Origin of the sequence: Natronomonas sp. EA1 (assembly GCF_051195035.1) — an archaeon.
GTDB lineage: Archaea > Halobacteriota > Halobacteria > Halobacteriales > Haloarculaceae > JBNTJV01.
The window spans coordinates 754,123-774,540 of record NZ_JBNTJV010000001.1 but is presented as its reverse complement, the minus strand read 5'-3'; the positions used below and the strand labels follow the sequence as shown (position 1 = coordinate 774,540).

At 66.8% G+C, this 20,418-nt stretch carries 22 protein-coding genes; 12 read left to right on the top strand and 10 right to left on the bottom strand.

What is annotated here, in order from left to right:
• Positions 1 to 99: 99 nt before the first annotated feature.
• Entirely contained in the window at positions 100 to 501 is a 402-nt protein-coding gene (locus tag ACQUQR_RS04240; RefSeq protein ID WP_435194995.1) for a DUF4383 domain-containing protein, read from the top strand.
• Here ACQUQR_RS04240 and ACQUQR_RS04235 read toward each other — a convergent pair.
• Positions 498 to 938 carry a hypothetical protein gene (locus tag ACQUQR_RS04235; RefSeq protein ID WP_435194993.1) on the bottom strand — a complete coding sequence of 147 codons (441 nt, stop codon included), beginning with the start codon at positions 936 to 938 and terminating at the stop codon, positions 498 to 500. The genes ACQUQR_RS04240 and ACQUQR_RS04235 overlap by 4 nt on opposite strands.
• A 292-nt stretch (positions 939 to 1,230) precedes the next feature.
• Between ACQUQR_RS04235 and ACQUQR_RS04230 the strand changes: the two genes are divergently transcribed.
• Positions 1,231 to 1,914 (top strand): SOS response-associated peptidase, encoded by a 684-nt coding sequence (locus ACQUQR_RS04230; RefSeq protein WP_435194992.1) that lies wholly within the window; start codon positions 1,231 to 1,233, stop codon positions 1,912 to 1,914.
• A gap of 12 nt (positions 1,915 to 1,926) precedes the next feature.
• Here ACQUQR_RS04230 and ACQUQR_RS04225 read toward each other — a convergent pair whose 3' ends face one another.
• Positions 1,927 to 2,454, bottom strand: coding sequence for a gamma carbonic anhydrase family protein (locus ACQUQR_RS04225; protein ID WP_435194990.1), 528 nt, complete (start codon positions 2,452 to 2,454; stop codon positions 1,927 to 1,929).
• 96 nt (positions 2,455 to 2,550) lie between these two features.
• Here ACQUQR_RS04225 and ACQUQR_RS04220 point away from each other — a divergent pair, with 96 nt between their 5' ends.
• The 7 genes from ACQUQR_RS04220 to ACQUQR_RS04190 all read left to right on the top strand — a co-directional run bounded on the left by ACQUQR_RS04220 (position 2,551) and on the right by ACQUQR_RS04190 (position 10,732).
• Positions 2,551 to 3,261: a fumarylacetoacetate hydrolase family protein gene (locus tag ACQUQR_RS04220; protein WP_435194988.1), complete on the top strand. Its 711-nt coding sequence runs from the start codon at positions 2,551 to 2,553 to the stop codon at positions 3,259 to 3,261.
• A gap of 103 nt (positions 3,262 to 3,364) precedes the next feature.
• The gene (locus ACQUQR_RS04215) at positions 3,365 to 5,266 is read left to right on the top strand and encodes a type II/IV secretion system ATPase subunit (RefSeq protein ID WP_435194986.1); all 1,902 of its coding nucleotides are present in this window, start codon (positions 3,365 to 3,367) and stop codon (positions 5,264 to 5,266) included.
• Positions 5,263 to 7,545, top strand: coding sequence for a type II secretion system F family protein (locus ACQUQR_RS04210; RefSeq protein ID WP_435194984.1), 2,283 nt, complete (start codon positions 5,263 to 5,265; stop codon positions 7,543 to 7,545). The genes ACQUQR_RS04215 and ACQUQR_RS04210 overlap by 4 nt, the downstream gene beginning before the upstream one ends.
• 43 nt (positions 7,546 to 7,588) lie before the next feature.
• Positions 7,589 to 9,514, top strand: coding sequence for an Ig-like domain-containing protein (locus ACQUQR_RS04205; RefSeq protein ID WP_435194982.1), 1,926 nt, complete (start codon positions 7,589 to 7,591; stop codon positions 9,512 to 9,514).
• A gap of 66 nt (positions 9,515 to 9,580) precedes the next feature.
• Positions 9,581 to 9,931, top strand: a complete 351-nt coding sequence (locus ACQUQR_RS04200; protein ID WP_435194981.1) for a helix-turn-helix domain-containing protein — start codon at positions 9,581 to 9,583, stop codon at positions 9,929 to 9,931.
• 46 nt (positions 9,932 to 9,977) lie between these two features.
• Positions 9,978 to 10,262 (top strand): DUF7521 family protein, encoded by a 285-nt coding sequence (locus ACQUQR_RS04195; protein WP_435194979.1) that lies wholly within the window; start codon positions 9,978 to 9,980, stop codon positions 10,260 to 10,262.
• A gap of 179 nt (positions 10,263 to 10,441) precedes the next feature.
• Positions 10,442 to 10,732 carry a DUF5658 family protein gene (locus ACQUQR_RS04190; protein WP_435194977.1) on the top strand — a complete coding sequence of 97 codons (291 nt, stop codon included), beginning with the start codon at positions 10,442 to 10,444 and terminating at the stop codon, positions 10,730 to 10,732.
• 1 nt (position 10,733) lies between these two features.
• On the opposite strand, the gene ACQUQR_RS04185 is transcribed toward ACQUQR_RS04190, so the two are convergent.
• The 4 genes from ACQUQR_RS04185 to ACQUQR_RS04170 all read right to left on the bottom strand — a co-directional run bounded on the left by ACQUQR_RS04185 (position 10,734) and on the right by ACQUQR_RS04170 (position 13,904).
• Complete coding sequence (locus tag ACQUQR_RS04185) at positions 10,734 to 11,927, bottom strand: redox-regulated ATPase YchF (RefSeq protein ID WP_435194975.1); 1,194 nt, start codon at positions 11,925 to 11,927, stop codon at positions 10,734 to 10,736.
• Positions 11,928 to 12,015: 88 nt separating this feature from the next.
• Positions 12,016 to 12,423, bottom strand: coding sequence for a hypothetical protein (locus ACQUQR_RS04180; RefSeq protein WP_435194974.1), 408 nt, complete (start codon positions 12,421 to 12,423; stop codon positions 12,016 to 12,018).
• Positions 12,420 to 12,722, bottom strand: coding sequence for an ArsR/SmtB family transcription factor (locus tag ACQUQR_RS04175; RefSeq protein WP_435194972.1), 303 nt, complete (start codon positions 12,720 to 12,722; stop codon positions 12,420 to 12,422). The genes ACQUQR_RS04180 and ACQUQR_RS04175 overlap by 4 nt, the downstream gene beginning before the upstream one ends.
• 279 nt (positions 12,723 to 13,001) lie before the next feature.
• Positions 13,002 to 13,904, bottom strand: a complete 903-nt coding sequence (locus ACQUQR_RS04170; RefSeq protein WP_435194970.1) for a hypothetical protein — start codon at positions 13,902 to 13,904, stop codon at positions 13,002 to 13,004.
• 175 nt (positions 13,905 to 14,079) lie between these two features.
• Here ACQUQR_RS04170 and ACQUQR_RS04165 point away from each other — a divergent pair, with 175 nt between their 5' ends.
• Complete coding sequence (locus ACQUQR_RS04165) at positions 14,080 to 14,526, top strand: universal stress protein (RefSeq protein WP_435194969.1); 447 nt, start codon at positions 14,080 to 14,082, stop codon at positions 14,524 to 14,526.
• Between the two features lie 30 nt (positions 14,527 to 14,556).
• Positions 14,557 to 15,555, top strand: coding sequence for an RNA 3'-terminal phosphate cyclase (gene rtcA, locus ACQUQR_RS04160; RefSeq protein WP_435194967.1), 999 nt, complete (start codon positions 14,557 to 14,559; stop codon positions 15,553 to 15,555).
• Here rtcA and ACQUQR_RS04155 read toward each other — a convergent pair.
• The 4 genes from ACQUQR_RS04155 to ACQUQR_RS04140 form a co-directional block, all read right to left on the bottom strand.
• Positions 15,552 to 15,824, bottom strand: coding sequence for a DUF7513 family protein (locus ACQUQR_RS04155; RefSeq protein ID WP_435194966.1), 273 nt, complete (start codon positions 15,822 to 15,824; stop codon positions 15,552 to 15,554). The genes rtcA and ACQUQR_RS04155 overlap by 4 nt on opposite strands.
• Positions 15,821 to 17,359 (bottom strand): Na+/H+ antiporter NhaC family protein, encoded by a 1,539-nt coding sequence (locus ACQUQR_RS04150; protein WP_435194964.1) that lies wholly within the window; start codon positions 17,357 to 17,359, stop codon positions 15,821 to 15,823. Before ACQUQR_RS04150 ends, ACQUQR_RS04155 begins: the two co-directional genes overlap by 4 nt.
• Before the next feature lie 123 nt (positions 17,360 to 17,482).
• On the bottom strand, positions 17,483 to 17,734 hold the full coding sequence (locus ACQUQR_RS04145) for a hypothetical protein (protein ID WP_435194962.1): 252 nt from the start codon (positions 17,732 to 17,734) through the stop codon (positions 17,483 to 17,485).
• 48 nt (positions 17,735 to 17,782) lie between these two features.
• Positions 17,783 to 19,747 carry a sugar-transfer associated ATP-grasp domain-containing protein gene (locus ACQUQR_RS04140; protein WP_435194961.1) on the bottom strand — a complete coding sequence of 655 codons (1,965 nt, stop codon included), beginning with the start codon at positions 19,745 to 19,747 and terminating at the stop codon, positions 17,783 to 17,785.
• Positions 19,748 to 20,121: 374 nt separating this feature from the next.
• Between ACQUQR_RS04140 and eif1A the strand changes: the two genes are divergently transcribed.
• The gene (eif1A, locus tag ACQUQR_RS04135; RefSeq protein WP_435194960.1) at positions 20,122 to 20,418 is read left to right on the top strand and encodes a translation initiation factor eIF-1A; all 297 of its coding nucleotides are present in this window, start codon (positions 20,122 to 20,124) and stop codon (positions 20,416 to 20,418) included.

Below are 20,418 nucleotides of genomic sequence, written 5' to 3'. Positions count from 1 at the left end.
TTATGGGTGTGACAGTCGATGTGGAGGAGATTTGGGTCACCCTCGGGCGAGTCTTGGGAAAATCGCTTTTATCTGATTCGTGCTCCGTCAACACGTACCATGGCCACTGAAACCGCCACCGTACAGACCCCCGAATCGAACGGTATCCAGACGACGGCCGCCATCGTCTTCGGCGGCGTGCTCGCGCTCGTCGGCGTCCTCGGCCCGGCGCTCGGCGGCGCGAACGGCGAGCTCGTCGTCTTCGGCCGGAACTACCTCCACGACGTGGTCCACCTCGGCTCCGGACTGGCCGGCCTCGCCGCGGGCTACGCCGCGGGCGGGAAGTACGCCGGCACGTACAGCAAGGTGCTCGGCGTGACGTACCTGCTCGTGACGGTCATCGGCTTCGTCGCGACCGGCTTCGCCGCCAGCCTCCTGAACATCAATTTCGCGGACAACCTCCTCCATCTCGTGCTCGCGCTGGCGTTCCTCGTCATCGGGTTCGGCCTCTCGCAGGACTAACGCCGGTCGACGTGCCACCGCGCGTCGCTCGCCGCGACCAGCCGGTCGTACAGCGCGTGGAGTCCCGCCTCCCCCGTCGCGGGGAGGATATGGAACTCCACCCGCCCGTCGCGAACGGCGACCCGGAAGGTATCCCCCGTCTCGTCGTCGTGGACCAGATACAGCGGCATCGGCAGGTCGAACCAGTCCCCGTAGGTGTACGGCTCCTCGTCGAGAACGGACTCGACGAGCGCCGCGAGCGTATCGTCCGACCGCTCGGGCGTGGGCACGAGCGTGAACACCATCTGCCCCTCGTACTCCACCCCACCACCCCGCGGATAGCGGCGCGTCGGCCGCTCGGTGATGGTGAAGTCCGGCCCCGCGGCCGCCTGCTCGGCTGCCAGCTCCGCGGCCGTCCGGAACTCCGGTTCGTCGCTCGCCATGAGACTCTGGGTCATGGTTCGTCGTTCTCCCGTTTAAATTCGCGGGGCGTATTTGGGGTGTATTCGTCGATCTGTGGCCTCGTGCATGGGGTTTCGTTCGAGTGGCCATCGCGAACGCTCCAGTTCGGTTGTGAATCAGAGATAACGGGTCCGGCAACACTACCTCGAAAGTCCCACCCCACGGTGAAATTTTGAGGGGCTTTCGAGGTAGTGCTGTCAGCTGTCGCACTCATTCATCCACCCCCCTCACCTCCGAATCACCAACACGAGAGGAGGACTTAACGCGACGGCAGGATAACACAGCGTCATGTGCGGCCGCTATTCGCTTTTCACGCCCCCTGCCGAGCTCGAAGACCGGTTCGACGTGACGTTCGACGTCGACTGGGAGCCCCGATACAACCTCGCGCCCTCGCAGTCGCTGCCCGTCGTGACGAACCACGACCCCGAGCGGGTCAGCCTCCAGACGTGGGGGCTCGTCCCCGAGTGGGCGGACGACGGCTTCTCCGGGCTCATCAACGCCCGGGCCGAGACGGCGGACGAGAAGCCCGCGTTCCGGGAGGCCTACCAGCGCCGGCGGTGTCTCGTCTTCGCCGACGGCTTTTACGAGTGGGTGGAGACGGAGGAGGGGAAACAGCCGCACCGCGTCGCCTTGGAAGATGACGAGCCGTTCGCGATGGCGGGACTGTGGGAGCGGCGCGTGCCGGAGCAGCAACAGACGGGGCTCGGCGATTTCGGCGGTAGCGGCCCCACCGGCGGACCGGAGCCCGAGGAGACGTTCACGATCCTCACCACCGAACCGAACGACCTCGTCGGGGAGCTCCACCACCGGATGGCCGTCATCCTCCCGAAGGGGCGGGAACGCGAGTGGCTCGAACGGCCGGACGAGGAGCTGCTTACGCCCTACCCGAGCGACCGGATGCGGGCGTATCCGGTCTCGACGCGGGTGAACAGCCCCGCGAACGACGACGCCTCGCTCATCGAGCCGGTCTGAAGAAGGGGAGGGTCACTCGAACAGGTCCTCGTGGCGGTTCGCGAGGTTCGCGTACTCGCCGGAGTGGTACCGCTCGAACAGCCGGTCCGTGTCGATGGTCGTCTCCGAGAGCGGCCGGACCGACGCGGGGCTCCCGTAGACGAACGACTCGGGCGGGATGGTCGTTCCGGGGGTGACGACGGCCCCCGAGGCGACGACGCTCCCCTCGCCCACCGTGGACTCGTCGACGACGGCGTTGAAGCCGACGAGCGCCCCGTCCTCGACCGTCGAGTCGTTGATGACCGCGCCGTTGCCGACCATCACCCGGTCGCCCACCGTGGAGGCGTGGAGCGTGGCGTTCTCCCCGACGTGTGACTCCTCACCGACCGAGACGGGCCCGATGTCACCGCGCAGGCGTGCGCCCGGCCAGATGCTCGCGTCCGCGGCGACCGTCACGTCCCCGACGAGCGTCGACTCGCGGGCGACCGAGGCGTCCTCGTGGACCTCGGGTGACGCCCCCTCGAACGAATACCGTGTCGTGAAACTCGGTGCTGCTGCCATACTGGTCTGTTCGGCCGGCGGAGAGAAAACGATTGTGTGTTAACACACCCCGTAGTGAACCGGAAGCCGTTTGTCGCCTCGCGTGTCCCACCCTGCATGAAACTGGCACGCATCGAGACGGCGGACGGGGTTCTCGACGGCGAGTACGACGACGGGACGGTCACGACCGACGAGGGGACGTACACGGTCGGCGAGGACGCGACGCTGAAGGCCCCCTGTGTGCCGCGCGTCTTCTACTGCGTCGGGCGGAACTACGGCGAGAAGGTCGACCAGATGGGGTACGACGTGCCCGAGGAGCCGGACTTCTTCATCAAGGGCCCGACTTCGCTGTGTGATCCCGACGGCCCCATCGAGTACCCGTCGTTCACCGAGGAGCTCACCTACGCGGGGGAGCTGGCGGCCGTCATCGACGTGGCGTGTCACGAGCTCTCGGAAGACGAGGTGGACGACGCCGTCCGCGGCTACACCATCCTGAACGACCTCGACTGTCTGGACCAGGAGCGCCGCACGGCCCGGAAGGCGTTCGACGGGAGCGCCCCGCTCGGTCCCGTCATCGACACCGAGGTCGACCCGGTGGGGCTCGACATGACCACCCACATCAACGGCGAACTGCGCCAGGAGGACAACACGGCGAACATGTTCATCAAGCCACGGGAGGTCATCGCCTTCCTCTCCGAACGGTTCACGTTCCACCCCGGCGATGTCATCTCCTTCGGCAGCCCGGCGAACCCCGGGCTCTTAGAGCGCGGCGACGAGATCGCAATCGAGTACGAGGGGATCGGCGTCCTCCGGAACACCGTCGAGTAGTCGATCGGGGAAGAAACGGGGCGCGCCGCCCCGGAATCCTTAAGCTACGTGATGTTTCTGCACGAAAAGTCTTAGTCCTCGACGGCTGTGTGGTACATATCTTATGAGTGATGAACGAGACCCCGACCGCGGGGACGGGGAGGGGCAGTCCGACGGTGGTACCGCCGCCGATGGCCAGACCACCGATGAGGGGGAGGCGTTCTCGGGGCTGTTCATCGACGCACCAGTCGAAACCGCGCCCGACCGCGCGCCGGGCATCACCACGACGGACGACGACCGGGAGCTCCCCGAGGACGGTGACCTCGGGGACTCGGTCGGCCAGCGTGCGATCGCCGTCCTCGGGGGGGACCGCGAAGAGCTCACCGACCCCGACGTTCCGGACCAGGCCGGTATCCGCGAGGAGATCATCGGCGACGTGAAAGCCTACTTCGCGGAGCACGCCGACGACCGACTGGGCAGGCCGGACGAGCTGTTCCTCGAGGAGGCGTTCTTCGATTTCGACTATCTCGACCGCTTCGAGGAGGTCGAACGCCAGTGGGTGAACGAGCCGTACGCGTACATCTCCGTCCTCTACGACCCACGGGAACGCGAGTACCGCTACCGCGTGGGCGAGCCCGACCTCGACGAGTTCGAACGCTACGTCCGCCAGGACCTCATCGAGTACCTGCGCAACAGCCTGATGTATCAGGACGTGGACGACCGTGGGGACAAAGAGCGCGTCTTCGAGGAGGAGGTGACCGACCTCGTCGTGAACCACGCGAAGAGCGTCAGCGCCGGATCGATGCACAAACTGCTCTACTACCTCCGGCGCGACTTCATCGAGTTCGGCCCCATCGACCCGATCATGCGCGACAGCGCGGTCGAGGACATCTCCTGTGACGGGGCCGGGGTCCCCGTCTACGTCTACCACCGCGCCTACCGCGATCTGGAGACGAACGTGGAGTTCTCCAAGGACCGGCTCTCCTCGTACACCGTCCGGCTCGCCCAGCGTGCCGGCAAGCAGATCTCCGTCTCGGACCCCCTGCTCGACGCCACGCTGCCGGACGGCTCACGGCTTCAGTTGACGCTCGGCGGGGAGATCTCGACGCGCGGCTCGAACTTCACCATCCGGAAGTTCTCCGACGTGCCGTTCTCGCCGGTCGACCTCGTCAACTGGAACACCTTCTCCTTAGAGCAGATGGCGTACTTCTGGCTCGCCATCGAGTCGAACAAATCGCTCGTCTTCGCGGGCGGGACCGGCTCGGGGAAGACCTCTTCGATGAACGCGGTTTCGTTCTTCATCCCGCCGAACTCGAAGGTCATCACCATCGAGGACACCCGCGAGATCGACCTCCCGCACGACAACTGGATCCAGTCGGTCACCCGCTCGTCTGCCTCGAACGAGAGCCGCGGTGAGGTGACGATGTACCGGCTCCTGCAGGCCGCGCTCCGGCAGCGCCCGGAGTACCTGCTGGTCGGTGAGATCCGGACCGAAGAGCGTGTCGCACTCACCTTCTTCCAGGCGATGGGGACGGGCCACACGGCCTACACGACGATGCACGCGGACTCCATCGACACCGTACTCAATCGCCTGCAGAACCCCCCGCTGTCCGTGCCGCGGGCGATGATCCAGGACCTCGACATCATCTCCATCCAGAAGCAGACGTACGTCGGCGAGAGCCGCGTCCGCCGGAACCAGCAGGTGACGGAGATGCTCGACCCGCCGGAGAACGACCCGATGGCGCTGCGGACGCGCAACATCTTCAAGCGGGATGCCCGCAACGACACCCACGAACAGGTGGGTGACTCCGTGGTGATGCAGCAGATCGCCGAGGAGCGCGGCTGGTCCGACGAGATGCTGACCGAGGAGATCGCCCGCCGCGAGGCCATCCTCCGGTTCCTCGTCGAGGAGGACGTGCGTGACTACCGCGACGTGGCCGCGGTCATCCAGCTCTACGCGAAGGACCCCGAGTACGTCGTCGGACAGGTCATGCGTCACGGCTACTCGGTGACACCCCAGCCATGAGCGACGGGAAGGGGGTCGACGAGAAGGGGGTCGACGGGAAGGAGTCCGGCGAGAAGGAGTCCGGCGAGAAGGAGTTCGGCGGATTCGAGTTCGACCACGACTCGACGACGGCGACGCGCGAGGACGGCGGCTACGACCACACCGCCTCCGACGAACGCATCGGCGTCCTGTTCGACCTCTTCGACGGCGTCATCACGCCCGACGACCGGCCACGGGAGTTCCCCGGCGGCTCCGCGTCGCTCGACCGGGCCGAGGACATGGAGGTCAACCCCCCGCCGGAGTACGCCCTCGAAGGGCTCGGCGGGCTTCGCGACCCCACGAAGGACGACGTGCAGGTGTACCGCGAGCAGTTCGGCTACCTGCGGGCGTACTTCCGGTCGCGCCCCGCGGACTACGCGGACTACCAGCGGACGCTCAACCAGGCCCGGATGGCGATCTCCTACGACGAGTACCTCGCGAACAGCGCGCTGTACGCCATCGCCGTCGGTATCGTCGGGGCGCTGCTCGGTATCGCGCTCACCTTCGCGCTGTCCGTCTCGGGCGTGCTCGGCACCATCGAGTCACCGTACGGTATCACCGGCCCCGTCGCCTCGTTCGTCGGGCAGTACCGCGTGTTCTTCGGCGGCCTCGCGCTGACGCTGATGCTGGGCGGGCTGTTCGGCGGCGTCACCTGGGCGCTGTTGAAGTACTACCCCGCCTCGAAGGTCGTCACCCGCACCCAGAAGATCGACGTGATGCTTCCTCACGCCATCGTCTACATGTACGCGCTGTCGTACGGTGGGATGGCGCTCACAGACGTGATACGCTCCATCTCGGAGGCGGAGGACACCTACGGCGAGATGGCACTGGAGTCCGACCAGATCGTCCGGGACATCGAGATCTTCGGGAACGACCTCATCACGGCGCTGGCGAACACCCGGAACCTCACGCCGTCGGACAACTTCGAGCAGTTCCTCGACGACCTGCTCTCGGTGCTCGACTCCGGCGGTGAGGTGACCCCCTTCCTCGAGAGCGAGGCGCAGGGGTACCTGGAGGAGGCGATGGACTCACAGGAGGACTTCTTAGAGACGCTCTCGATCATGTCCGAGGTGTTCATCGTCGGCTTCGTCGCCGCACCGCTGTTCCTCGTCGTCATCCTCGTCGTCATCTCGCTGGTCGGCGGGAACACGCTCACGCAGATCTCGCTGCTCGTCTACGCCGTCATCCCCGTCGGGATGGTGGCGTTCCTCGTCCTCATCAGCACGCTCTCGGAGCCGTACGTCCAGAAGGGGCGTGTCGACGCGCCGTCGCGGTCGCGGTTCGACGTCCCCGCGGAACTCGTCGAGGCCGACGAGCGCTTCGAGGCCTACCAGAAGCAGCGTCGGCTCGACGTCATCAAGGAGTACCTGGCGAACCCCCTCGAACCGGTCCGACAGGAGCCGCTGTACGTCCTCGCGCTCTCCGTCCCGGGGGCGTTGTTCTTCATGGCCGTCCTCGTGTTCTCCGGGACCGTCCCGATCTCGATGGACGCGTTCATCGAGCTCCCGCTGCTCACGACCGTCGGGCTGGTCGTGGTGCCGCTGCTCATCGCGACGATCCCGCTCTCGTACTACCACGAGCGCCGCAGTCGCCGCGAGAACATCATGTCCCGCCGGCTCCCGGACACGCTGAACATCCTCTCGTCCGCGAACAAGATGGGGATCACCCTCACCGACGGGTTGAGCCTCGTCGTCCGTTCCTCCTCGGGGCTGGTCGCCAGCGAGCTCCGGAAGGTCCGCAACGACATCATCTGGAACAACGACACGTCCGGCGCGCTGCTCGCGTTCGGCTCGCGGCTGCGCATCCCCCAGCTCGCACGGACGACACGCCTGCTCGCGGAGGGGCTCGAATCCACGGGTGACCTCTCGCGGGTCCTCTCCATCGCGGCGGAGGACGCCCGTGCCCGGTACAAGCTGGAGCGGGCGCGCACGCGGGAGATGACCTCCTACATCGCCATCGTCGTCATCGGCTATCTGGTCTACCTGCTCGTCGTCCTGCTTCTGGACGCCGCCTACCTCGGCCCCATCGCCGAGGCCGCGGCGGGCCAGGGGGACCCCGGACCCGACGGCACGCAGGTCCCGCTGTCGTTCACGAACGTCCCCGTCGCGACCTATCAGGCCATCTTCTTCCACTCCGCGGTGATCCAGGGGTTCGGGTCGGGTCTGCTCGCCGGGAAGCTGGCCGACAACACGCTGTTGTCCGGACTGAAGTACGCGATCTTCCTCGTCGGCCTCGCGACGGTGGCGTTCGCGTTCGTCTGACTCCGAGCAAACTGATTTAAATACAAACGTCATGTATACCACAATGGATTTCCGCGACGACCGGGGTGTGTCCGAGCTCCTGGGGGCGATTCTCCTCTTCGGGCTTCTCATCTCACTGCTCATCATCGTGCAAGCGACGGCGGTACCGAGCGCGAACGAACAGGTGGAGTTCCAGCACAGCCAGCAGGTGCAGGGCGATATGCTCCAGCTCGCGGACGACATCGACTCCGTCGCTGGCTCCGGAAGCAACCAGTTGAGCGTCATCGACATGGGGCTCTACTACCCCAACCGCTTCCTGCTGTTCAACCCCCCGCCGGTCTCCGGCACCCTGTCGACCAGCGAGGACGCGACGTTCACCATCACGAACGCGCAGGCCACGGGTGAGGTCGGCGACTACTGGGACGGCACGGCGAGGAGTTTCAGCTCCCAGGCGATCACCTACCGCTCCTCGTACAACGTCTACCAGGGGGCACCGGACGTCCGCTACGCGTCCGGGACCGTCCTGAACGTCTTCGAGAACGGGAACGCCAACGTCGTGGGCGGTGACAGCATCGTCGACGGGAACCGCATCAACCTCGTCGCGATTCAGGGGAGCCGCGACGTGAGCCAGGCGACACCGCTCTCGCTGGACGTGGTGCCGCTGTCCGCGCCCTCGCGGACCGTGACCGTCGCCGACACGGGGAGTCCCATCACGGTCACCATCACGACCGAGCTCTCGGCCGCTCAGTGGGAGGCCATCCTCGAGGACGAGCTCTCGGCGAACGGTGGGAACGTCCAGTCAGTGGCGGCCGGCGCACAGCCGAACACCGTCGACATCACGCTGGTTCCGGGCAAGAGCTATCAGCTCCGGCTGGCGGCCGTCGCGGTCGGCTCCGGCATCTCACCCCCGGATGCGAGCTACCTCACTCCCGTCACCGACCAGACGATCGAACTCGCCCGCATCGAGGCCACCGAGCTCACCGTCGAGGTGCGAGACCAGTTCAACAACCCCGTCGCCAACGAGAAGGTGTCCTTCTCCTCCAGCGGCGGGACGTTCGACACGGGGACGGTGACGACGGACGCGAACGGGCAAGCGACCGTGACGTTCACGCCGAGCAGCACCGGGACGGCGTTCGCCACCGCGACCATCAACAGCGGTGGGTCGGCCGCCGAACGGGCCGTGTTCACCGTCGGCGTCAGTGAAGCCACCACCGAATCCATCGGCGACGAGTGGATCAACAGCGGCTACAACTCCGGTGTGTTGTTGTCAGAGGTTGACGCCGCGAACAATAAAAAGAGCGCCACTCTGACCTTCGAAAACACCGGATCGACGGCCCGTGAAGCGGTATCAGCCAGGCTCATTTCGAGCGGTAGTGGTGTGGAATCCGTCGAGTTCGAAGGTGTCGACCTTCCCGTCGGTGGCTCGTACATTTCGTTACCTTCGACGTACACGGTTCCCTCGGGGGGCAGTGAGGACGCTCAGGTCGACCTCACGCTAATCGGTGCGGAGAACTCACAAACCCCGGAACTCACGCTGGCGGTGAGATACGACAACGGAGACGTCTCGAGATACGTGTTCAAAATAGAAGACGATTCCAACCTGCTGTCGGATGCCGACCGTGTCGGCATCCGCTCCGTGAGCACCGTCGGGAGCGGCAACAGCGGGATGGCGGTCGAGTTCGTCGTCACCAGCGATCCACGGACGGTCACGGACATCACCATCGAAGGGACCTCCGTCGGTGCCGACACCGTCCAGTTCAGCGGGCAGGAAGTCGACGAATCCTCCGGAACAGGTGGCTTCAACGGCGTGATGGACGTCGGGACGACCTACGCCCTCTCACCGACCATCAGTCTCACCGACGGGGAGACAGTCACGATTCGGGACTTCAGGGTCGGTGGCTCGCCGGTCGACCTCAGCGGCGAGAGCGTGGTCTTCACGCTGGAGTTCGCCGACGGCTCAGAACGGACCTACACCGTGACGTTGCCGTAGCCCGACAGTTGTCCCACGGGTTACAGGTATCTGAAGTACTTTATCCCCGCATGTGGTATCCCCGATGTGGCACGAGAACGGAGTATCGAGGAGGTCCTCGATACCATCGGCGATAAACACGCTCGGACGGTCCTCGCCGCGATCAGTCGCCAGCCGCGCCCTGCCAAGGAGCTCGCCGCGGAGTGTGAGCTCTCCTTGCCGACCATCTATCGGCGGCTCGAGCTCCTGCAGGAACACGACCTCGTCACGGAGGCAACGGCGGTGGCGGAGGACGGGAACCACTACAACGTCTACGAGTGCAACTTCGACAGCACCGTCATCGCACTGAAGGACGACGAGTACCAGGTGCGTATCTACCGGAAGGAGAACGTCCCCGACCGCTTCTCCCGGTTGTGGGACGACCTCGCCGGCGAGTGAGTGTAGCTGGCGAATGAACTAAGCCCCTCCCCGCGGCCCTTCCTGCATGATAGATGTCGCAGTCATCGTCCTCGCGCTCATGCGGCTCGTCCTCTTCGGCCTCTCGCTCGGCCTCACGCTCATCAGTTTCCAGGCGTACAGCCAGCGCGGCGGCCAGCGACTCCAGTACGCCTTCATCGGCTTCGCGTTCATTTCGATGGGCGTCGCCGTGACGAACCTGAACACCCAGCTGGCCGCGGCCGTCACGCAAGCGACGACGCTGTTCCAGATCGCGGAGACCGTCCCCTTCATCGTCGGCTTCACGATGATCTACCTCTCGCTCTACCGGTGACCCCACGATGAGTCGGGGTTCACGTCTCGATACTGGACCGGGGTTTAATTACGGGAGACGCACAGGAGTCGTATGACCAGCCAGACCACACGGGGACTCGCGCCGACGACGGAGTTCATTCTGCTGGGGGCGTTGACGCTGCTGACTGCGGCCGCGTCGGTGCTGCTTCTGTCCCCGGCGTGAGCCGTCGGCTCTGGGTCGCCGCCGTCCTCACCTACGGCGTCGGCGACCTCGTCACGACGTACATCGGCCTCGCGACGGACCGCGGCGCCGAAGCCGGCCCCATCGCCGGGGCGTTCGTGGGGAGCCACGGCTATCTGGGACTCGTCGTCCTCAAACTGCTCACCTTTGGACTCTTCTACCTCGTGTGGCGGGTCGCACACACCCGCGGAAAGATCGCCGTCCCGCTCGCCGTGACCCTCGTGGGGACCGTCGTGACGCTCTGGAACACCTCCGTGCTGCTCGCCTGAGTTACTGGGCGGTCGTGATGAGTTCGACCACGTCGCGGTGGTCGAGCTCGTGGCTCCCGCCGACCTGCCGCCCGTTCCGGCAGTCGATGCCGTGGAGCAGGCCGTCGCCGATGTCCGAGTGGATGTGGTAGGCGAAATCCGACGTGGTGGAGGTGTCGGGCAGGAGGAAGCAGTCGCGGAACGTCCCCTTCTCGTCGCCCTTCCCGTTCGCGGTGCCGGGGAACACCGCCATCAGGCCGAGCACGTCGAACAGCGCCGCTTCGAGCGACTGCTGGACGCCCGTTCCCCCATAGGCGTCGATGAAGGTGCGGATCCGTTCGAGCCCCTGTTCCTGCTCGTCCGAGAGGTCGCCCGTGATATCGAAATCCTCGGCACCGGGCGTGTAGTCGACCACGCCGGCCTCGTCGGCGTTCTTCAGCGCCTTCTCCGCGTGCGCGCTCGCGGGAACGATGGTGAGATGCTCGTAGTCGGGGTCGTCGCTGATCTCCTCGTAGTTCGCCTGGCCTTCGGGCGTGTCGAGTTTGTTCGCCGCGATGACGATGGGCTTCGTCTCCTTTCGGATCTCCTGGGCCAGCGCGAACACGTCGTCGTCGTCCCACTCCGTGGGGTCGAGCGAGAGGTCCAGTCGGAGGATGAGTTTCTTCACCTCGTCTTTGTTCGTCTTGAACGCGGACATCTGCTCGGCGAGCACGACCTCGATATCGGTGTTCTCCTTGTCGTAGGCGTTGGCGTACTTCTCTAACCCCTTCTCCATGATTTCGAGGTACCACATGTCGAGCTCCTCCTCCAAGAACGCGATATCCTCTCGCGGGTCGTGGCCCTCCGTGGCCTCACCCTCGGCGTCCGTCTTCCCCGAGAAGTCGACGACGTGGACGAGCACGTCCGCCTCGTTCAGGTCGGTGAGGAACTGGTTGCCGAGCCCCTTCCCCTCGTGTGCGCCGGGGATGAGCCCCGCCACGTCGACGAGCTTGACGGGGACGAACCGCGTCCCCTCGTCGCAGTAGCCCACGCTCGGGGTGCAGGTCTGGTCGAACTCCGGCGCGGCACACTGCACCCGCACGTACGCCTCCCCCACGGAGGGGTCGATGGTCGTGAACGGGTAGGCACCCTCCGGCACGTCGTTCATCGTCGCCGCGTTGAAGAACGTAGATTTCCCCACGGAGGGTTTCCCCACGAGGCCGATCTTGTAGCTCATTGCCCTCGATAACGACACCACCCGTTTCAGGCTTTCTGAACGGTACTCGCCGTGTGATTGCGACCCGCGAGAACCGTTCGCAGAGGGGCTACTTGTTCGACTGATACAGCAGCACCACGACCGCGATCGCGGCGAAGAGGTCGGGCAGGAACGTGAACGGCCCCAGCCCCGCTCCCGTCCGGAAGCCCAGCAGCCGGGGGAGGATGGGGTTCGACGCGAACGCGTAGAGCATGAGCGAGACGCTGAAGAGGAGAAGCGAGAGCGTGAACTGGTTCGGCATCTCGCGGTAGATGGCCGCGTACTCCGCGACCAGCACGACGAGCACGAGCAGCGTGAACGTCGAGATGAACAGCTTCGCGCGCAGCAGCGTCGCCAGCCGCGGGGAGTCGATGAGTCGCGGGCCGATGGCGGTCATCAACAGCGCCGTCACGAGGAGCGCGGCGAAGGCGGCGAAGCCGACGGTGAGCACCGTCCGCCGGGTGGCATCGGCGCTCATCCGTCCCCCTCCACGCCCGTCTCCACACCCGCCTGTTTCGCGACGGCGTCGAGCACGTCGAGGTTCTGTTCCATCCGGTCGGTGAGGAAGTACGTCTTCCCGTAGCCATCGCCCATCGTCATCAGTACGTTGTTCTCCGTCAGGAGCTCGAGGTGGTGCTGGACCGTCTTGTAGTCGAGGTCCAGTCGTTCGGCCAGTTGGTTCGCGTTCATCGGCGTGTCGTGGAGGGCTCTGATGACGCGGACGCGGTTCTTCCCACCGCGCGTGCCACCGATGAGCCACCACAACACCCGACGCATCTACGATTCGGTTCTCCGGTCGGGTATAAAAAGTCGCGGTTGGTTTTATTCTGGGATTGGCCGGTCACGTCTCGTGGTTTTTCGTTTTGATGTGGGTTGCCTCGGGTGCCACCACCAACAGCCCCGAAAGCCCCCACTTGCTGGTGAGTCGTCGTATCGACCAGTGACACCAACACCTCGAAAGCCCTCGGCCCCTTTCAGTCCCCCCGGCGTGGAGGTGGGGCTGTCGTCGCCCGGTGGCTGTTTCACCGAGCGTTGCTGTAGCGGCTGTCACACGGCCTACGCGGGAGTTGGCGTGGCGGTGTCGGTGGAGGCGTCAGCGGGGCGGTCGGTGGTCGTTTCACGCACGGGCCGGTCGGTCGCGCGGTCGCCGTCGAGCTTACCCCACGATTCGAGCAGGGCGCGCACGTCCTCCCGAATCTCGGCGGGGGTGTCACCGGCCGCGACACCGTCACGGACCGTCTCCGCGACGATGCGAGTCTCCTCCTCGGTGAGGTCGAAGCGCTCGGCCAGCCGGTGGATGCGGTACTTCGCGTAGGCCTCCTTCACGTCGGCGGGGTCGGCCCCGTAGCTGACGAGCTGACGGCCGACGGCCTCACGAATTTCCGCGTGAGTCGCGCCACCCTGGCGCATCTCGGTGACGGTCGAGAGGATTTCGTGGACCTGCTGTCCGGAGAGGTCGAACTCAGCCTGGAACGCGCGGATGTGGTCCGCGCGGTGGCCGTCCACCTTCTCCCACGCGACGAGCTTCAGGTAGATGGCGCGCTTGATTTCGTCCCTCGATGCGCCGTTCTCGTGCATCCGGGTCGCCATCGTAGCGAGTTCGCGGGTCTGCTCGTCCGTGAGATCGAAGCGTTCCTGCAAGTGCTTCAGGAGGCGCTTCGCCACGTCGCGCTCCTCGACTTTGTCCCACTCCACCAGTTTGGCGATGACGGCGCGCTTGATTTCAGCGCGCGACGCCCCCTGCTCGTGCATCCGGGTGATGAGGGTGTGGAGTTCCTCGACCTGCGCATCTGAGAGGTCGAAGCGTTCCTGGAGGTGCGCGAGGTGGCGGTCGATGGCCGCGTCGGGGTGTTCGTCGTCGGTTCGGTCGTCCGTCGGGGTGGCGCTGACGAGGCCGACGACTCCGGAAGAGACCGTCAGCAGCGCCAGCACCGCGCCGATGAGTGTTCGTGCGTTCATTTCGGACCTCGGCTGTCGGGAGGCCAAGAGGCTAAAAAGCGATTTGCCGAGATGGGGCCCGAGATGGGCCGGGTGGGACCCAAATTGAGTCCAGAACCGCCCCCAGTCTGGCGGTTTCGGGGGAGGAGTGGGGCAGGCGCGCAGGGTTGAAGGTTTCGGAGCGACAACACGACCCATGGTCTTACTCGTTCCGTTCGACGACACGCCGCTCTCGCGGACCGCGCTGCAGCGTGCGCTCACCTTCGCGGACCACACCGACGAGGAGGTGCTCGTGCTCACCGTCGTCCCGACGGACCGGGGGTACGCGCGCGAGCGCGGGTGGGTGGACGAGGGGTTCGACCCGAACGCCGTCGCCGAGCGGCTCGTCGCCCGCGCCCGCGAGCTCGCGCCCGAGGCCGCCGTCCGCCTGGAGACGCCGCGAAACGACAGCTCGCTCGCCTCCACCGCGATGGACGTGGCCCGCACCATCCGGGAGGTGGCCCACGAGGTCGGGGCCTCCATCGTCTTCATCGGCTCCGAGAACGCCGGGCGGGTCTCCCGGCCCATCACCAGCGTGGGCGCGCCCGTCTCCTCGGACCCGGAGTACGACGTGTTCATCGTCCGGCACGCGGACGAGCCGTAGGGTTTTCTCGCTCCCCCGAGTGGCCCCGGTATGCACACCATCGACGGGGGCGCGGGCGGGGGGCAGCTGCTCCGCACGAGCCTCGCGCTCGCCGCCTGCCGGGGAGAGGCGATCCGTGTGAGAGACATCCGCGGGAGCCGGGACTCCCCCGGCCTGCGCCCGCAGCATCTCGCCGGGGTCCGGCTCCTCGCAGAGATCACGGACGCCGACGTCCGGGGGGCAGAGCAGGGGAGCACCGAGATCCGGTTCGACCCCGGGGCCGTTCGTTCAGGGGACTACGAGATCGACATCGGGACCGCGGGGGCCATCACCCTGCTTTTCGACACCGTCCTCCCGCTGGCGACGGCCATCGACGAGCCGCTCTCCGTGACGGCCACCGGCGGCACGGACGTGCGGTGGTCACCCCCCATCGACTACTTCGAGCACGTGAAGCTCCCGGTCGTGCGCTCGTTCGGGCTGGAGGCGTCGGTCTCGGTCGAGCGGCGCGGGTTCTACCCCGCAGGCGGTGGGACGGCCACACTGGAGCTCCGGCCCTCGGAACTCTCGCCGCTCGCCTGCACCGAGCGCGGCCCGCTGAAGACAGCCGACGCCTACGCCGTGGCCGAACAGCGGCTCGCCGATGCGGACGTGGCCGGCCGTCTGGCTGCCCGGGCGAGCGAGCGCCTGCGCGAGGCCGGGATCGAGGTTCAGAGCCACGAGTCGGTCGTCGACGCTCGTTCCGCGGGTGCGGCGCTCACCCTCGTGTTCACCTACGACCACCCCGTCGGGTTCACCGCGCTGGGGGAGAAGGGGGTTCCCGCCGAGGCGGTGGCCGACGACGCCGTGGATGCGGCACTCGCCTTCCACGAGCGCGATGCCGTGGTGGACGCCCACCTCGCCGACCAACTGGTGCTCTTCCTCGCGCTCGCGGGCGGGGAAGTTCGGCTTCCGGAGCGGACCGACCACGTCGCGACGAGCCTGCGGCTACTCAGGGGATTCGGCTACGAACTCGAGGAGGAAGACGGCGTGGTCCGCCGGGAATCGGCTTAGAACGAACTCGCGGCTTCGATACCGAGCAGTTCGAGTTCGCCCTCGTGGCGGTCGTCGTCGAACGCCGTCACCCGGAAGCGGGCGCGGACGTCCACGGGCAGGTCGTCGGTGTCCGCGTTCCCGACGCGGAGGACGGAGTCACCGATGCGGACGAGCGGCGTGGTGCCGTTGTGGCCCGTGACGAACGCGGAGAACTCCTGGCCCGCGTCGAAGGTGGGTTTCGAACTCCGGAGGCTGAGGCCGGCGAGGAACGCACTGAAGCGGCTCATACGCGGCTCACCTCCTTACTCTCGCGGTCGGAGACGTATTCGAGCCCGAAGCCGGTGACGGCGGCGAAGAGGAACACGCCGAAGAGGAACCAGCCGTGGAACACGTAGGGCCACACCTGGACCGGGTTCACGACGAGGCTCTCCGTGAACCACGAGAACTGCTGGGGGAGCGTCTGGAGCTGGGCGTAGCCGACGAGGACGCCACCGGCCCACGGGAAGATGTAGCCGAGGGCGGAGGTGTTCGCGTCGAGGATGTTCGCCCGGCGATACCCGTTGATGTTGAACCGCTGGCCGATGCGGGCGATGTACGGTGCGATGGCGATCTCCGCGGCCGTGTTGATCGTGATCATCGCGTTCACCATCGCGGTGCCGAGCACCATCGTCACCTCGGCGCGGCGGACGCCCGTGGCGACGGTCTCGAGCAGGAAGTCCTGGATCGCGGCGAAGCCGCCACCCCGGATCATCACCTGCGCGCCCGCGACGATGAGGAGCACGAGGACGATGAGCGGGAAGAAGCCCTGCGCCCCGGTGTAGATGGAGCCGCCGACGCTGCCGGCGAGCTCCGCGTTCGCGGCGACGAACGGCAGGCCCGCGTAGCTCGAGCCTTCGGGGACGTAGAAGACGAGGATGTCCGTCAGTTCGGCGAGGCCGAAGACGAGGTTGAACGCGATGGCCGTAAAGAGCCCCCACGAGACGGCCTCGATGATGTGGCGACCGCGGACGGCGAGGACGATGACGACGCCCATCGAGACGAGATGGAGGAGGCCGAACGCCTCGGCGCGCTCACCGAGGAGGGCGGCCGCCCCGGCGATTGGCTCGCCGGCCATCGACGCGCCGGCGACGACGTACGCGATGAACGCGAGTGTCGCGGCGATGATGGCGTACTTGAACCGGGAGGCGACGACGCCACCGATGTCGGAGTCCTGGGTGACGGCGCTCACGATGGTCGTGTCGGAGACGGGCGCGAGGTTGTCACCGAAGACGGCGCCCGAGAGGATGGCCCCGAACATGAGGACGGGGTGGGCACCGAGGGCGACGCCCGCGGGGAAGAACAGCGCCGCGAAGGCGACGGTCGTCCCGTAGCCGGTCCCGATCCCCGTCGCGAGCAGGCCCGCGAGGAGGAACGTGACCGCGGGGAAGATCGCCGCGCCGACGGAGAGGCTGTCGGCGGCCCAGATGAGCCCGCCGACGAAGCCGCCGGCCTGGAGCGTGTTGGCGAACATGCCGGCCCAGAGCCAGGCGACGATGGCCGTGGCGGCGACCCGCTGGGTCATCCCCTCGAACACCACGTCGGCGTAGGTCTTCCAGTCGCCCTTCACGAACAGCATCCCCACGGTGAGCGAGACGAGCATTCCCGCGACGAGCCCTGTCGTGTCGCCCACCCCCAGCACGCCGGACTGGAAGACCGCCCAGAGGATGAAGAGGGTGATCGGAAGCGCACTCACTATCGGTCCGCCACGGAACTCTATCGACGGCGCCTCGGACTGGAGACCCGTCTCGAGCTCGGTGGACGGCTCGGTTCCACTCGTCGTCATAACTGTACACCACAGGGCATTCGAGCGGGCGCGATAAGCGTGCTGATACGCGTCGTGTCAGGGAAAAGAACGAATCTGCGGGGAGCGGACGGAGTTTTCCGGGGGTTCCGAGTGCGCCGTCGCCTACCGGTTCCGGAACTCCGATTTCAGCGTCTCGAGGACGGAGCGGTCGTCGTGGTCCAGCTCCCGTTTGCCCTGTTCGAGAACTGATGTGACGTTCCGTCCCGTCTCCGTCGCCTCCCGTTCGAGCGCGGCTTTCAGTTCCTCCTTCGAGCGGTCCCCCGACCGGAACTCCGCGAACAGCGTGCGCAGTCGCTCCCCGGTCTCGCTCATCTCCCGTTGCAGGTCGTCGAAGACGCCGGATCGCTTCGACATACAGGGCTGTGTATGGACGCCAGTCAGAAAGGCGTGACGCCGACCCCGTCACTTGCGGGTCTGCCAGACCAGGAAGGCGAGGAAGGCGACCACGGGGACGACGAGCAGGGCCTGCAACAGCTCGATGCCGGGGCTGAACAGGGCGGCCGCGAGCGCCAGCGGGGCGATGAAGAACCACACCACGGCGAGCAGGAGGGCCGCGTACTCGGTGGGGAGCTCCGGGGAGACGACCCCCTCACGGGTCGGGCGGTGGCCGGGCGGGCGGGCGGTCGACCGCGCCGTCTCGGAGGAGGGCCAGCCCTGGCCGTCCCACGCGCGGGCCGCGGCGACCCGCTCGTCGACGGGGGCGAACTCCGCCGTCGGGGGGAGCGACTCCACGAACCGGAGCCGCGACCGGAGTCCCGCACGGTTGGCGTTCTGGATGCCGAGCCCGGGGCGCTTGTTCACCTCGAGGACGAGCGGCCCTTTCGCCTCGTCGACGACGATATCGACGCCCGCATAGCCGAGTTTCGAGGCGGCAGCGGCGCGGACGGCGAGTTCGAGGATGGCCTCCCAGTCCGGGATGCCCACGCCGATGAGCGGCGCACCCGTATCGGGGTGGTGTTCGAGCCAGCGGTCGGTCGTCTGCTGGAACGCCCCGGTCGTCGTCCCGGTTGCGAGCGCGACGCCGACGCCGATCCCGCCCTTGTGGAGGTTGGCGACGCTGTCGGAGTCAGCGGTAGGGAGCCGGAGCATCGTCATCACGGGGTGGCCACGGAAGACGATGACCCGCACGTCCGGCACGCCGTCACCGCAGAGGTCGATGAAGAACCGCGTCGGGGCGACGAGCCGTTCGACGATCACCCCCGCCCGCCCGCCGCCGGGGCGTCTCGTATCGAGGATGCGCTCGACGCGGGTGAGGATGTCGTCGAGGGTGAGCGTCCCCGCGTTCGTGCGGTAGAGCCCGTCTTCGGTGCGGCCACGGACGACGAGGACACCCTCACCGCCGAGGCCGGCGGCGGGCTTGATAACGAACCCCGAACGGCGCGCGATGTCGGCGGCGAGGGCGGGGAGCTGGTCGTGACTCTCGACCATCGCGTACGTCTCGGGCGTCGGGATGCCGATACCGTGGAACGTCCGCTTCATCGACGCCTTCGTCAGGTGGGGGAACAGCGCCCGGGGGTTGTACCGGTCGACGTACTCGCGGTTCCGGACGTTCATCGTGAGGACGCTCCCGGCGGCGTCCGTCTCGTCGGTGCTGTCACGCAGGCCACGGAGCATCCGGCGGAGCCGCGACCCCTCGTGTGGGAGCAGGCGCTTGAACCGCCCGAACTCCCGGACCCGGACCGCAGCGTGGGTGCCGACGAAGACGTTCACGGCGATGAGCAGCAGCCAGACCTCCGGCGTGCGCGCGACGAACCGGATGAGCGGGTCGTAGGTGATGACCTGGTAGGCGACGACGACGGTGAGGAGCGTCCACAGCAGGCGCTTCCCCGGCGAGGCCCACCCCAGCTCGGCGACGACGCCGGCGAACCGTTCCGCGTACCAGGCGGTGATGATGGCGGGGAACAGCAGGGGGGCGACCCCCGTCTCGGCGACGACGGGGGCCATCGCGAGCGACTGGATGACGATGGTCGTCGCCCCGACGACGATGACGAGGACGGCGATGCGGTGGGCCGTCCCCACGCGGAAGGCGTTCAGGAACAGCCGCGTGACGAGCGTCACGAGGAAGACGTTCAGGAACACCACCATCCCCCAGAAGGGGCCGATGGGGACGAACGACAGCGCGATGACGATGGGACCGAACAGCCCGAACGTGTCCACGCCGACCTCGTGGCGGAGGAACGCGATGATGGTCCCCGCGAGCATGAGCTGGAAGTACGGCAGGTACTGTGGCGAGGTCGTCACCGGCGCCAGCGAGAGCCGGACGAGAAGCGCCACCGACACGAGCGCTACGATGAGGGCCACGGACGCGAGCCGCTTTCGCCCCACGAACCGCTGACCGAGGGTTCTCCCCCTGGTGGTAGTTGCCATCAGGTGAGGGTTCGTGAGGGTAGGGGGTAAGCCGCGGATATCCTCAGCGTGAATCCCGGAACGGTATCGGCCGAGTTTCGGACGCTCGCCGGCGATTGCGCACCGTTTCACGTCCGAAAGGGTACGGTCGGGAACGTCGGGGGAGATTCCGCGACGGGGCGCGTGGAGGAAACGGTCGCGCACGAGCCGAGCCGTCGCCGTGGTGAGCGGGCTCGTCGCGACAGCCGACGGTCCGCGCCCGTCGCGCGGTCGGCGAACTGGCGGTATTCTGACCGTCCGGCGGCGATTCGTCGCCATCCCGACGACACGGCCGCCACGCGACACGCTACCGCGCGTCTCCAATGACTTATCCGTGCCCCAGACGGAGTGGGTATATGAGCGAAGAGGAAGGTGGGCGACGGAACCTCCGCATGCCCAACGAGAACGAACAGTTCGCCCTCGTCACCGAGATGCTCGGTGGAAACCACGTCCGCATCCGCTGTGCCGACGGGAAGGAACGGCTCGGCCGCATCCCGGGCCGGATGAAGTACCGGACCTGGATCAACGAGGGCGACATCGTCCTCGTCGAGCCGTGGGACTGGCAGGACGAGAAGGCCAACATCGAGTGGCGCTACACGGAACAGGACGCCGAACAGCTGAAGCGGGAAGGCCACATCACCGAGCAGTTCTAA